This is a genomic window from Enterobacter sp. 120016 (genome assembly GCF_018383635.1).
Taxonomy (GTDB): domain Bacteria; phylum Pseudomonadota; class Gammaproteobacteria; order Enterobacterales; family Enterobacteriaceae; genus Enterobacter; species Enterobacter asburiae_D.
In genome coordinates this window covers 486,875-501,020 of the sequence record NZ_JAHAWC010000001.1, presented here as the reverse complement: position 1 = coordinate 501,020, position 14,146 = coordinate 486,875, and the positions used below count along the sequence as shown (strand labels likewise).

The window sequence follows — 14,146 nt, the reverse complement described above, 5'->3', positions numbered from 1 at the left end:
CTATCGGCAACCCCGCAGGTAAACTTGATGCTGAAACCGCGTCCATAAGAAAATAATATTTTTACGAGTTTATTATTAAAAAGTTAATACTTTATCGGCGGTCAGGGTCCACTCCGCCAGCTCGACCAGCGTTCCGATTTCCACGCCATCAATCAGCGGCAGCGAGGTAATGCCGCGCCCGTCGGTGCAGGTCTTGCACAGCTTCACCGGCACGTTTTGCGCGGTCAGGATCTCCAGCATCTGCTGAATGTTATAGCCCTCTGCCGGTTTTTGACCCTTCAGCCCCGCGGTGACCGCGTCCGACATTAAAAAGAGCCGTAACGCCAGGTCGCTCTCTTTTTCACGCAGCGCAATGGCCAGGCGCAGGCTGTTAAAAAGGGATTCGCTGCCGTAGGCCGCACCGTTGGCGACGATCACAATCTTTTGCATGTTGACTCCTGTTCTTATAAAGGCACGAATAATATAGGGTTTACCGAGTTTACGCTGCTTGCAGCCGACAATAAACTTCAGGATATTCCTGAAATGTCCCGTAAGGCTGCAATTCTTTCCCAATGACGTTAAGGTAAGAGGGTCTTTAACAAAACTCAGGCGCAAATCCCGACGTTGATGGCTGTATCGTCCCGCATTCTTTTGCTGTTATTACTCCCCCTTCTTACGGCAGGAGCCGTTCACGGTGCGCCGAATTCCTTTATCCAGCAGGCACAACATCCGTTCGATAATAATGGGGATAGTTTGCCTGACCTCGGCATGGCGGCACCAACGGGCGAGGGGGAGAAGCACCTGGCCGAAATGGCGAAAGCCTTCGGTGAAGCAAGCATGACCGATAACGGCCTGACAACGGGCGAGCAGGCGCGTCAGTTTGCGTTTGGTCAGGTGCGCGACGCGGTGAGCGGCGAAGTGAACCAGCAGATTGAATCCTGGCTTTCGCCCTGGGGGAACGCCAGCGTGAACTTACTGGTAGATAACGATGGCAAATTTAACGGCAGCAGCGGGAGCTGGTTTATTCCCTGGAACGATAACAGCCGTTATCTGAGCTGGAGCCAGCTTGGCCTGACCCAGCAGACGGATGGTCTGGTGAGTAACGCAGGAATCGGTCAGCGCTGGGTCGCCGGGAAATGGCTGCTGGGTTACAACACGTTTTACGATAACCTTCTGGATGAAAATCTGCAGCGTGCCGGACTGGGCGCGGAAGCGTGGGGGGAAAATCTGCGCCTGTCAGCCAACTATTATCAGCCCTTTGCCGGCTGGCGCGACCGCTCCGACGTCCAGGAGCAGCGCATGGCGCGCGGATATGACGTCACCGCTAAAGCCTGGCTGCCGTGGTTCCATCATCTCAATACCAGCGTCAGCTTCGAGCAATACTTTGGCGATAACGTCGACCTCTTCAATAGCGGAACCGGCTATCACAATCCGGTGGCGGTGAATCTGGGGCTTAACTATACCCCCGTTCCGCTGGTCACCTTGACCGCCGCGCATAAGCAGGGAGAAAGTGGCGCGAGCCAGAATAACCTCGGACTGAAGCTCAACTATCGCTTTGGCGTGCCGCTGGTTAAGCAGCTTTCCGCTGGTGAAGTTGCCGCCACGCGCTCCCTGCGCGGAAGCCGCTATGACTCGCCGGAGCGCAATAGCCTGCCGGTGATGGAGTTCCGCCAGCGTAAAACGCTGTCCGTGTGGCTGGCGACGCCACCGTGGGATCTGAAAGGGGGCGAGACCGTCATGCTGAAGCTTCAGGTTCGCAGTGCGAACGGCATTCGTCAGATCCACTGGCAGGGGGATACGCAGGCATTGAGCCTCACGTCGCCGGCTAAAAGCAACAGCAGCGACGGCTGGAGCGTGATTATGCCTGCCTGGGATGACCGTGAAGGGGCGACAAACCGCTGGCACCTGTCGGCGGTGGTGGAAGATGAGAAAGGCCAGCGCGTCTCGTCCAATGAGATCGCGCTGACCGTCGTGCAGCCGCTGGTCGCATTGCCGGACAACGACCCGCGCTGGAAGCTTCTGCCGGAGGAGTAATCCTTAAAAAATACGTTCCTGGTGCACCCACACCGCGGCTTCAACGCGGGATTTTAACTTCATTTTCTTCAGCATATGCTTCACGTGCACTTTGACCGTGCTTTCGGTGATGTCCAGGCGGCGGGCGATCATTTTGTTCGGCAGCCCCTGAGCAATAAGCTTCAGAATATCGCGCTCGCGCGGGGTTAACTGACTCACGTCACGGTCAGAGGTGGCGCGATTGGCGCGCAGGCTGGCGGCCAGCACCGGCGTTAAGGCTTCGCTGAGAACCATCTCGCCCGCCGCAGCCTGCTGCAGCGCCTTAAGCAAGTCTTCCGGCTCCATATCCTTCAGCAGATAACCATCCGCCCCGCGCTTTAGCGCCGTGACCACATCCTCTTCATGGTTTGACACGCTAAAGACGACGATGCGCCCGGAAAGCGATTTTTCCCGCAGCTTGTCGAGGGTTTCCAGACCGTTCATGCCGGGCATATTCAGATCGAGCAGGATCAGATCGGGATCGAGGGATTCGGCAAGCTCAATGCCCTGTTCACCGTTGCTGGCTTCGCCAACCACGGTGATATCGGGTGCCATGCTGACCAGCTGTTTCACGCCAGTACGCAGCATCGGATGGTCGTCGATCAACAGGATGGATGCCGGTTCCTGATTAGTCATGGGTTTCTCCTTGAGCAGTTGTAAGCGGTTTCTCGGGAATAAAGGTGACGACAACTTCCGTGCCGCCCGTCTCTCTCCGGCGAACCTGGCAATCACCGCGCAGGCTTTGGGCGCGGTCTCGCATAATAATTAAACCATAGTGGTTAGTGCGTTCGGCATTTTCCGGCACGCCGCGGCCGTTGTCGTGAACCGTGAGCTTCACCTGATTGCCGTGCTGGCTAACGGTGACAGTTACCGCCGTCGCGCCGGAATGCTTGAGCACGTTGCTCAGCGCTTCACGGGCAATCTGCAGTAAATGTATGGCCTGGTGGGAGGGGACAAACCGCGGCGGCAGCTGGTAGTCCAGCTTCACCGGGAACCCCAGCCGGGCGCTAAATTCGTGACAGCTCGCTTCCAGCGCCGGGCGCAGGCCCGGCTCGGTCAGCTGCAGACGGAAGGTGGTCAGCAGCTCGCGAAGCTGTATCCAGGAGGTGTTCAGCTCGTTGCGGATCTGGCTGAGCAGCTGCTTATTGCTTTCCGGCATCTCCGCATCCTGCATCTGCAGGCAGCTCACCTGCATTTTCATACAGGAGAGCGACTGGGCGATAGAGTCGTGAAGCTCGCGGGCAATAGTCGCGCGCTCTTCCATGACGATCAGCTGCTGCTGCTTTTCCTGATGCCTGTCGAGTGCCAGCGTGGCCGTGAGCTGTTCGACCAGCGTATCAACCAGCTGCTGCTGGTCGTGGCTCAGGTGACGCCCGGCCGGCAGCGTTGCCAGCAGAATACCGTACTGGGTGTGGCTGTCGGTCAGGCGCCACTTCAGGGTGGTGCCGCCGGACGTCAGCGGCGGCAGGCCGCGTGGGCAAAGATGGCAGCCTTTGTCATCGCAGGACATATCGGACTGACAGGTAAATTCCTGATGGTTATCTTCGTCTTCAACGTCGTAGACCCGCAGCTCAAGGTCGTGCAGCAGGGTCAGATTTTGCAGGCCGTTCAGCACCGGCGAAAGGCGTTCGCATAGCGGCACCTGCATGTGCAGACGACGGTTGGCCTGCCACAGGAAGGAGAGGATCTCGTTTTTCTGCTCCAGCCCGGCCGTTTTTTCCTGAACGCGCTGCTCCAGCACCGCGTAGCTCTCGGAGAGCTCTGCCGACATGGTGTTGAGCGCCTGGCCGAGCATGGCCATCTCGTTGCGCCCGCTGATGTGCGTGCGCTGGGTAAAATCGCGTGCGGTGACCGCGCGGGCCATTGCCAGCAGCTGTTTCCACGGGTTCAGCAGCCGCGCGCGGAGCCAGACGATGGTGAAAATCAGCAGCAGACCCATAAACAGCGCCATTGCGCGGTGCACCATCACCACCCGGTCGATGCGGAGTTCGGTGGTTTGGTCAAAAGAGGAGACCAGCGCATCAATGCGTGAGACGAACCCCGCCACGTCCTGCGCAACGGTTTCTGTGCTGCGCGCCTGCTTCAGCCCGGGCTCCAGCTGGGCGTGCCAGTAGCCCTGAAGGGCGTTAAGCTGGGACTGCTGACCGGCGCGGATGGCGGCGTTTTCCAGTTCGGGGCTGAAGACCGTGCGCTCCATTTCATCAATCAGGGGCCGATCGTCCTGCGTCAGGGGAACCGATGCCAGCAGGCGATAACTCTGCATGCGTAGCGAGCCTGCCTCGTTGATGGCATGCGCATTACCCTGTACTCCCTGCACCAGCCAGCCGGAGATCGCCATGCCGGTCACGCCGATGGCGGTGGACAGCAAAACGATAAGGGCTAGCTGATTCACGAGCGTCAGCGGAGATAAACATCTTTTTAACATAGAGTTGGCGTGCTCCTGACGTAGCCTGCTTGCAGGAATGGCGCTATTCTGGTGCATACCCTGGAGTATACCCATACCAATAAAGGATTACCCCTAAATTGCCAACGGAGTAGAGGGAAGGAGGTGGGGGTAGCCAGGAACCGTCAGTCCCGTGAAAAACCACGTCTTTTTTACCGAATTAGCCTACTCACTAAGGGTGAGGCCTTATTTTGCGCCGCAAATCCTCCCACTTTTCCTTTGATTTATATCAACTTACCGCCGCCCTAAAACCCTAATGTTTGCAGCATCATTCGAGAATCAGAGGTGTCTATGAGTCACTCATCCGCTCCCGAAAGGGAAAATGGTGCCGTTATTACAGACTGGCGTCCAGAGGATCCGGCGTTCTGGCAACAGCGCGGCCATCGTGTAGCAAGCCGGAATCTATGGATTTCCGTGCCCTGTTTGTTATTAGCGTTTTGCGTATGGATGTTGTTTAGCGCGGTGGCGGTCAATCTGCCAAAAGTTGGTTTTACGTTTACGACCGATCAGCTGTTCATGCTGACCGCGCTGCCGTCGCTGTCAGGCGCGCTGCTGCGTGTACCTTACGCGTTTATGGTGCCGGTATTTGGCGGTCGTCGCTGGACGGCGTTCAGTACGGGCATCATGATCGTCCCCTGCGTCTGGCTCGGCTTCGCGGTGCAGGATACCTCTACGCCGTTTAGCGTATTCGTGATTATCTCCCTGCTGTGCGGTTTTGCGGGCGCGAACTTCGCCTCCAGCATGGCGAACATCAGCTTCTTCTTCCCGAAAGCGAAGCAGGGCGGCGCGCTGGGCATTAACGGCGGTCTGGGGAACATGGGCGTCAGCGTGATGCAGCTCATTGCCCCGCTGGCGATCTCGGTCTCCATTTTTGCGGCCTTTGGCGGCGGTGGCGTTGAGCAGGCGGATGGTTCTTCCCTCTATCTGCAAAACGCCGCCTGGATCTGGGTACCTTTCCTGGTGATCTTCACCCTCGCAGCCTGGTTCTTTATGAATGACCTGTCCGCGTCGAAGGCGTCGCTGAGCGAACAGCTGCCGGTGCTGAAGCGTGGACACCTCTGGGTGATGGCGCTGCTGTATCTGGCCACTTTCGGCTCGTTTATCGGCTTCTCTGCGGGCTTCGCAATGCTGTCGAAAACGCAGTTCCCGGAGATTCAGATCCTGCACTTTGCCTTCTTCGGGCCGTTTATTGGTGCCCTGGCACGTTCGCTGGGCGGCATGGTGTCTGACCGTCTTGGCGGCACCCGCGTGACGCTGGTTAACTTCGTCGTGATGGCAATCTTCTGCGCGCTGCTGTTCCTCACGCTGCCCGTCGACGGACAGGGCGGTAACTTCATCGCCTTCTTCGGCGTGTTTATGGTGCTGTTCCTGACGGCCGGGCTGGGGAGTGCGTCTACCTTCCAGATGATCTCCGTGATCTTCCGTAAGCTGACGATGGATCGCGTGAAGGCGCAGGGAGGGAGCGAAGAGCAGGCGATGCGCGAAGCGGCGACGGATACGGCTGCGGCGCTGGGCTTTATCTCTGCCATCGGTGCGATTGGCGGCTTCTTTATCCCGAAAGCGTTTGGTATCTCTCTGGACCTGACCGGCTCACCGGCCGGCGCTATGAAAGTCTTCCTCGTCTTCTATATCGCCTGCGTTGTGATTACGTGGCTGGTATATGGCCGAAATACCAAGAAAAATAAGTAAGTGTGATTATCCGTTTACGCGGCCTTCGGGCCGCGTTTTTTTTGGCCTGAATAATAGTTACAACATACTTACGGCTTTTACGGCAGACACCTGCGGTGACACTGCGATCGCCATCGCTTTGCAGGTGGGTCTACCCCTTAATACCTGAGATGTTAAATTTTGGCTGGCTTTTTGTACGATAAAATAAAAATAACTATATATTTCATATTGATAGGATTTTTTTAAAGATACCGCTTTGGTGGTATTCGGTATAACCCCTCGCCTGAAAGTCCCTCCTCGTCTTGATCGTTATCAATTCTCCCCCTCTTTCAGGGCGTTACCTTCGCTGCAAATCAGCAATGTCGATTTAGAGAGCCACAGGCTCCACACAGGAGATACCCGATGAGCAAATTTTTGGACCGGTTTCGCTACTTCAAACAGAAGGGTGAAACTTTTGCCGATGGGCACGGCCAGGTTCTGGATACCAACCGGGACTGGGAAGACGGTTACCGTCAGCGCTGGCAGCATGACAAAGTCGTCCGTTCGACCCACGGCGTGAACTGTACTGGCTCATGCAGCTGGAAGATTTTCGTTAAAAACGGTCTGGTGACCTGGGAAATGCAGCAGACCGACTATCCGCGCACCCGCCCGGATATGCCAAACCACGAACCGCGCGGCTGCCCGCGTGGCGCCAGCTACTCCTGGTATCTCTACAGCGCTAACCGTCTGAAATACCCTCTGATGCGCAAGCGCCTGATGAAGATGTGGCGTGAAGCGAAAGTGCAGCACAGCGATCCGGTGGATGCCTGGGCATCCATCATCGAAGACGCGGACAAAGCAAAAAGCTTCAAGCAGGCTCGCGGTCGCGGTGGTTTCGTTCGCTCCTCATGGAAAGAAGTGAACGAGCTGATTGCCGCCTCCAACGTCTACACCGTCAAAACCTACGGTCCTGACCGCGTGGCGGGCTTCTCGCCAATCCCGGCGATGTCGATGGTCTCTTACGCCTCCGGGGCGCGCTATCTGTCGCTTATCGGCGGGACCTGCCTGAGCTTCTACGACTGGTACTGCGACCTGCCGCCTGCGTCTCCGCAGACCTGGGGCGAGCAGACCGACGTGCCGGAATCCGCGGACTGGTATAACTCCAGCTACATCATCGCCTGGGGCTCTAACGTTCCTCAGACGCGTACGCCGGACGCGCACTTCTTTACTGAAGTCCGTTACAAAGGCACCAAAACCGTGGCGGTGACCCCTGACTACGCGGAAATCGCCAAGCTTTGCGATCTGTGGCTGGCGCCGAAACAGGGTACCGATGCCGCGATGGCGATGGCGATGGGCCACGTCATGCTGCGTGAATTCCATCTTGATAAGCCAAGCCAGTACTTCACCGACTACGTTCGTCGCTACACCGACATGCCGATGCTGGTCATGCTGGAAGAGCGTGAGGGCTACTATGCCGCTGGTCGTACGCTGCGCGCCGCCGATCTGGTGGATTCGCTGGGTCAGGAAAATAACCCTGAGTGGAAAACCGTTGCGTATAACAGCAACGGCGAGCTGGTGGCGCCAAACGGCTCTATCGGCTTCCGCTGGGGCGAGAAGGGCAAGTGGAACCTTGAGCAACGCAACGGCACCACCGGCGAAGAGACGGAGCTGCGCCTGAGCATGCTGGGCAGCCAGGACGAGATCGCTGAAGTCGGATTCCCGTACTTCGGCGGTGAAGGTTCAGAGCACTTCAACAAGGTTGAGCTGCAGAACGTTCTGATGCATAAGCTGCCGGTTAAACGCCTGCAGCTGGCCGACGGCTCAACCGCACTGGTCACCACCGTTTATGACCTGACCATGGCGAACTACGGTCTGGAACGCGGTCTGGGCGATGAAAACTGTGCAACCGGCTATGACGACGTGAAAGCCTACACCCCTGCCTGGGCGGAACAGATCACCGGCGTGCCTCGCGCGCACATTACCCGTATCGCACGTGAGTTCGCAGAAAACGCGGACAAAACGCACGGCCGTTCGATGATCATCGTCGGTGCGGGTCTGAACCACTGGTATCACCTCGATATGAACTATCGCGGACTGATCAACATGCTGATCTTCTGCGGCTGCGTCGGTCAGAGCGGCGGCGGCTGGGCGCACTACGTGGGCCAGGAAAAACTGCGTCCGCAGACCGGCTGGCAGCCGCTGGCGTTTGCCCTCGACTGGCAGCGTCCGGCACGTCACATGAACAGTACCTCCTACTTCTATAACCACTCCAGCCAGTGGCGCTACGAAACGGTCACCGCGCAGGAGCTGCTGTCGCCGATGGCGGATAAATCCCGCTACAGCGGCCACCTGATTGACTTCAACGTGCGTGCTGAACGCATGGGCTGGCTGCCGTCTGCGCCGCAGCTGGGCACTAATCCGCTGCGCATTGCGGAAGCGGCGAAGAAGGTGGGCATGTCGCCGGTGGATTACACCGTGAAATCCCTGAAGGATGGCTCTATCCGCTTTGCGGCAGAACAGCCGGAGAACGGTAAAAACCACCCGCGTAACCTGTTCATCTGGCGCTCCAACCTGCTGGGCTCGTCCGGTAAAGGCCACGAGTACATGCTGAAATACCTGCTCGGTACCGAAAACGGTATCCAGGGGAAAGATCTCGGCAAGCAGGGCGGCGTCAAGCCGGAAGAGGTGGAGTGGAAAGATAACGGTCTCGACGGCAAGCTGGATCTGGTGGTGACGCTCGACTTCCGTCTATCCAGCACCTGCCTGTACTCCGACATCGTGCTGCCAACCGCGACCTGGTACGAAAAAGACGACATGAATACCTCGGATATGCATCCGTTTATTCATCCGCTGTCTGCGGCCGTTGACCCGGCGTGGGAATCGAAAAGCGACTGGGATATCTACAAAGACATCGCGAAGAAATTCTCCGAAGTTTGCGTAGGTCACCTGGGTAAAGAGACCGACGTGGTGACGCTGCCAATCCAGCACGACTCCGCCGCCGAACTGGCGCAGCCGCTGGACGTGAAGGACTGGAAAAAAGGCGAATGCGACCTGATCCCGGGCGTGACCGCGCCGCACATTATTCCGGTTGAACGCGACTACCCGGCAACCTACGAGCGCTTTACCTCTATCGGCCCGCTGATGGAGAAAATCGGTAACGGCGGGAAAGGGATCGCCTGGAATACCCAGAGCGAAATGGATCTGCTGCGCAAGCTCAACTACACCAAAGCGGACGGTCCGGCGAAAGGCCAGCCAATGCTGAACACGGCGATTGATGCGGCAGAGATGATCCTAACCCTGGCCCCGGAAACCAACGGCCACGTTGCCGTGAAAGCCTGGGCAGCGCTGAGCGAGTTCACCGGCCGTGACCATACGCATCTGGCGACGAATAAAGAGGAAGAGAAAATCCGCTTCCGCGATATTCAGGCGCAGCCGCGCAAGATTATCTCCAGCCCGACCTGGTCAGGCCTGGAAGATGAGCACGTGTCTTATAACGCGGGCTACACCAACGTTCACGAGCTGATCCCATGGCGCACCCTGTCCGGTCGTCAGTCGCTGTATCAGGATCACCAGTGGATGCGCGACTTCGGTGAAAGCCTGCTGGTCTACCGTCCGCCAATCGACACCCGCTCCGTGAAGTCCGTGATGGGAGCTAAATCGAACGGTAACCCTGAGAAGGCGCTGAACTTCCTGACGCCGCATCAGAAATGGGGTATTCACTCCACCTACAGCGACAACCTGCTGATGCTGACCCTGTCGCGCGGCGGTCCGATTGTCTGGATGAGCGAAGCGGACGCCAAAGATCTGGGTATTGAAGATAACGACTGGATCGAAGTGTTCAACAGCAACGGTGCCCTGACGGCGCGTGCGGTGGTGAGCCAGCGCGTACCGGCCGGGATGACCATGATGTATCACGCGCAGGAACGTATCGTTAACCTGCCGGGGTCAGAAATTACCGAGCAGCGCGGCGGGATCCACAACTCCGTGACCCGCATTACGCCGAAGCCGACCCACATGATCGGCGGCTATGCGCAGCTGGCCTACGGCTTTAACTACTACGGCACCGTAGGATCGAACCGCGATGAGTTCGTGGTGGTACGTAAGATGAAGAACATTAACTGGTTAGACGGCGAAGGTAATGACCAGGTACAGGAGAGCGTAAAATGAAAATTCGTTCACAAGTCGGCATGGTGCTGAATCTGGATAAATGCATCGGCTGTCATACCTGCTCGGTCACCTGTAAAAACGTCTGGACCAGCCGTGAAGGTATGGAGTACGCCTGGTTCAACAACGTGGAAAGCAAGCCGGGCACCGGCTTCCCGACCGACTGGGAAAACCAGGAGAAGTGGAAGGGCGGCTGGATCCGTAAAATCAACGGCAAGCTGCAGCCGCGCATGGGTAACCGCGCGATGCTGCTGGGTAAAATTTTCGCTAACCCGCACCTGCCGGGCATCGACGATTACTACGAGCCGTTTGACTACGACTACCAGAACCTGCACAACGCGCCGGAAAGCAAACACCAGCCGATCGCCCGTCCTCGCTCGCTGATCACCGGTCAGCGCATGGACAAAATAACCAGCGGTCCAAACTGGGAAGAGATTCTGGGCGGCGAGTTCGAGAAACGCGCCAAAGACCAGAACTTCGAGAACATGCAGAAGGCGATGTACGGCCAGTTCGAAAATACCTTCATGATGTATCTGCCGCGCCTGTGCGAGCACTGCCTCAACCCGGCGTGCGTGGCGACCTGCCCAAGCGGCGCCATCTACAAGCGTGAAGAAGACGGCATCGTGCTGATCGACCAGGACAAGTGCCGCGGCTGGCGTATGTGTATCACCGGCTGCCCGTACAAAAAAATCTACTTCAACTGGAAGAGCGGCAAGTCTGAGAAGTGCATCTTCTGCTACCCGCGTATCGAAGCCGGGATGCCAACCGTCTGCTCCGAAAGCTGCGTAGGCCGTATTCGCTACCTCGGCGTGCTGCTGTATGACGCGGACGCGATTGAAAATGCCGCGAGCACCGAGCACGAGAAAGATCTGTATCAGCGTCAGCTGGACGTCTTCCTCGATCCAAACGATCCGAAGGTGATTGAGCAGGCGCTGAAAGACGGCGTGCCGCAGAGCGTCATCGACGCGGCGCAGCAGTCTCCGGTGTACAAAATGGCGATGGACTGGAAGCTGGCGCTGCCGCTGCACCCGGAATACCGTACCCTGCCGATGGTCTGGTACGTGCCGCCGCTGTCGCCGATTCAGTCTGCCGCTGACGCGGGCGAACTGGGCAGCAACGGCATCCTGCCGGACGTGGAAAGCCTGCGTATCCCGGTTCAGTATCTGGCTAACCTGCTGACCGCAGGGGACACCCAGCCGGTCCTGCTCGCGCTGAAGCGTATGCTGGCGATGCGTCACTTCAAACGTGCGGAAACCGTAGACGGTGTTACCGATACCCGCGCGCTGGAAGAGGTCGGCCTGACCGAAGCGCAGGCGCAGGAAATGTACCGCTATCTGGCGATTGCCAACTACGAAGACCGTTTCGTGGTGCCGAGCAGCCACCGTGAACTGGCCCGCGAAGCCTTCCCGGAAAAAAATGGCTGTGGCTTTACCTTTGGCGACGGTTGCCACGGGTCAGACAGCAAATTCAATCTGTTCAACAGCCGCCGCATCGATGCCATGGATGTGACCAGCAAAACGGAGCCGCACCAATGATTGAACTCGTCATTGTTTCGCGTCTGCTCGAGTACCCGGATGCTGCGCTTGCGCAGCATCAGCAGGAACTCTTTGATGCACTCGCGTCATCTGAAAACCTGGATAAAGACGATGCCCAGAAGCTGGGCGTCTTCCTCCGCGATCTGCTCGCGCGCGACCTTCTGGATGCCCAGTCGGACTACAGCCAGCTGTTTGACCGTGGTCGTGCGACCTCGCTGCTGCTGTTTGAACACGTACACGGTGAGTCCCGCGATCGCGGTCAGGCGATGGTGGACCTGATGGCCCAGTATGAACAGCACGGCCTGCAGCTCGACAGCCGCGAGCTGCCGGATCATCTGCCGCTGTATCTGGAGTACCTGGCGCAGCTGCCGAAAGAAGAGGCGCTGGGCGGTCTGCAGGACATCGCGCCGATCCTGGCGCTGCTCGGCGCGCGTCTTCAGCAGCGCGAGAGCCGCTATGCGGTGCTGTTCGATCTGCTGGTGAAGCTGGCCAACGCCGCGGTCGACAGTGAAAAAGTGGCGGAGAAAATTGCGGATGAAGCCCGCGATGATACGCCACAAGCGCTGGACGCGGTCTGGGAAGAAGAGCAGGTGAAATTCTTTGCTGACCAGAACTGCGGCGAGTCTGAAATCTCCGCTCACCAGCGTCGTTTTGCCGGCGCGGTTGCCCCGCAATATTTGAATATCTCTAACGGAGGACGGCACTAATGCACTTCCTGAATATGTTCTTCTTTGACATTTACCCGTATATCGCGGGCACCGTGTTCCTGGTGGGAAGCTGGCTGCGTTACGACTACGGCCAGTACACCTGGCGTGCTGCCTCCAGCCAGATGCTGGATCGTAAAGGGATGCATGTGGGCTCTAACCTGTTCCACATCGGTATTCTGGGGATTTTTGCCGGTCACTTCCTGGGGATGCTGACGCCGCACTGGATGTATGAAGCGTGGCTACCGATTGAGGTGAAGCAGAAGATGGCGATGATCGCCGGCGGTGCCTGCGGCGTGATGACCCTGGTCGGTGGCCTGCTGCTGCTGAAACGCCGTCTGTTCAGCCCGCGCGTGCGTGCGACCACTACCGCAGCGGACATCCTGATCCTCTCCCTGCTGATGGTGCAGTGCGCGCTGGGCCTGCTGACCATTCCGTTCTCGGCGCAGCATATGGACGGCAGCGAAATGATGAAGCTGGTCGGCTGGGCGCAGTCCGTGGTGACCTTCCACGGCGGAGCCTCCGCGCACCTGGACGGCGTGGCGTTTATCTTCCGCGTTCACCTGGTGCTGGGGATGACGCTGTTTGTGCTGTTCCCGTTCTCTCGTCTGGTGCATATCTGGAGCGCGCCGGTAGAGTACCTGACGCGCAAATACCAGATTGTGCGCGCCCGTCGCTAATTCACCGTTTTGACACTCACCCCGCACTCGCGGGGTTTTTTTTCGCCCCAGCCCAGGTTGTTGCCCGCTGCAGCAAACAGGATCAGCGCGCCGCCCCCGAGCTGCGTCAGGTTCAGCGAGTGTCCGAACACCAGATTATCGACAACGATCGCCACCACCGGATAGATAAACGACAGGGAGCCGGTTATAGGCGTAGGCAGCTTCTGAATTGCGCTGTAGAGCAGCTGGTACATAATGCCGGTATGGACGATGCCCAGCGTCAGCAGGATCGGCCAGGGAAAATCACCGGAAAATGACGGCATGCTGGCAAACGGTAAAAGCATCACGACGCCCGTCAGCACCTGGATAAAGGCAATATGCTGCGGCGCAACGGATCTGAGTTTGCGGGCAATAATGGCCGTGACCGCATAGAAGAAAGCCGCAGCCATTGCCAGGCCGATTCCGGCGAGCCATTCACTGCCATGCGCGCCGGTCAGCTCGCTGGAGAGCAATATCACCACGCCGCCAAAGGCGAGGATCAGCCAGCCCCATTTCACCAGGCTGACGCGTTCACCTAAAAACATTCCCATCAGGACCAGCATAAACGGCTGGGTGTTATAGACCACGGTCGAAAGACCAATGGAGATCCGCTCATAGGCTGCGAAGAGCAGCAGCCAGTTCACCACTAATGCCACGCCGCCGAGAATAGCCAGCAGCAGCGTGGTGCGGGTGAGGGGACTAAAGGGCTTTTGACTTACCCGGATAAAAATAAAAAGCGCTATTGCCCCGATAAGACAGCGCCAGAAAACCACTTCCGTCACCGGCAGACCGCTGAGTAAAACAAACGCACCGATAGAGCCGGAAATTAACATCGCCAGGCTCATTTGCCAGACGCCTTTATGTAAATCACGCATCATCCACCTCCTGATTAGTGACGCTATTGTCGAAAATTGCTGTCGGGTT

The 14,146-nt window shown here is 57.9% G+C and carries 10 protein-coding genes; 6 read left to right on the top strand and 4 right to left on the bottom strand.

What is annotated here, in order from left to right; all coding sequences use genetic code 11:
* Positions 1 to 75: 75 nt before the first annotated feature.
* Positions 76 to 429, bottom strand: coding sequence for a DsrE/DsrF/TusD sulfur relay family protein (locus KIF87_RS02445; protein ID WP_213327799.1), 354 nt, complete (start codon positions 427 to 429; stop codon positions 76 to 78).
* 177 nt (positions 430 to 606) lie between these two features.
* Between KIF87_RS02445 and KIF87_RS02440 the strand changes: the two genes are divergently transcribed.
* Entirely contained in the window at positions 607 to 2,013 is a 1,407-nt protein-coding gene (locus KIF87_RS02440) for a YchO/YchP family invasin (protein WP_213327798.1), read from the top strand.
* Positions 2,014 to 2,016: 3 nt separating this feature from the next.
* Here the strand turns inward: KIF87_RS02440 and narL are convergent, their stop codons facing one another.
* The gene (narL, locus tag KIF87_RS02435; RefSeq protein WP_008499531.1) at positions 2,017 to 2,667 is read right to left on the bottom strand and encodes a two-component system response regulator NarL; all 651 of its coding nucleotides are present in this window, start codon (positions 2,665 to 2,667) and stop codon (positions 2,017 to 2,019) included.
* Positions 2,660 to 4,456, bottom strand: coding sequence for a nitrate/nitrite two-component system sensor histidine kinase NarX (narX, locus tag KIF87_RS02430; protein ID WP_213327797.1), 1,797 nt, complete (start codon positions 4,454 to 4,456; stop codon positions 2,660 to 2,662). The genes narL and narX overlap by 8 nt, the downstream gene beginning before the upstream one ends.
* A 309-nt stretch (positions 4,457 to 4,765) precedes the next feature.
* On the opposite strand from narX, the gene KIF87_RS02425 reads away from it, so the two are divergent.
* The 5 genes from KIF87_RS02425 (at position 4,766) to narI (ending at position 13,204) form a co-directional block, all read left to right on the top strand.
* Positions 4,766 to 6,163, top strand: a complete 1,398-nt coding sequence (locus KIF87_RS02425; RefSeq protein WP_213327796.1) for a NarK family nitrate/nitrite MFS transporter — start codon at positions 4,766 to 4,768, stop codon at positions 6,161 to 6,163.
* Between the two features lie 381 nt (positions 6,164 to 6,544).
* Positions 6,545 to 10,288: a nitrate reductase subunit alpha gene (locus KIF87_RS02420; RefSeq protein WP_213327795.1), complete on the top strand. Its 3,744-nt coding sequence runs from the start codon at positions 6,545 to 6,547 to the stop codon at positions 10,286 to 10,288.
* A complete protein-coding gene (narH, locus tag KIF87_RS02415; protein WP_023312109.1) occupies positions 10,285 to 11,820 on the top strand; it encodes a nitrate reductase subunit beta in 1,536 nt (511 codons plus the stop codon). Before KIF87_RS02420 ends, narH begins: the two co-directional genes overlap by 4 nt.
* Positions 11,817 to 12,527, top strand: coding sequence for a nitrate reductase molybdenum cofactor assembly chaperone (gene narJ, locus KIF87_RS02410; RefSeq protein WP_032656683.1), 711 nt, complete (start codon positions 11,817 to 11,819; stop codon positions 12,525 to 12,527). The genes narH and narJ overlap by 4 nt, the downstream gene beginning before the upstream one ends.
* A complete protein-coding gene (narI, locus tag KIF87_RS02405) occupies positions 12,527 to 13,204 on the top strand; it encodes a respiratory nitrate reductase subunit gamma (protein WP_023312107.1) in 678 nt (225 codons plus the stop codon). Before narJ ends, narI begins: the two co-directional genes overlap by 1 nt.
* On the opposite strand, the gene KIF87_RS02400 is transcribed toward narI, so the two are convergent.
* The gene (locus tag KIF87_RS02400; RefSeq protein ID WP_213328015.1) at positions 13,201 to 14,097 is read right to left on the bottom strand and encodes a DMT family transporter; all 897 of its coding nucleotides are present in this window, start codon (positions 14,095 to 14,097) and stop codon (positions 13,201 to 13,203) included. The two genes, narI and KIF87_RS02400, sit on opposite strands and share 4 nt — an antisense overlap.
* Positions 14,098 to 14,146: the final 49 nt, after the last annotated feature.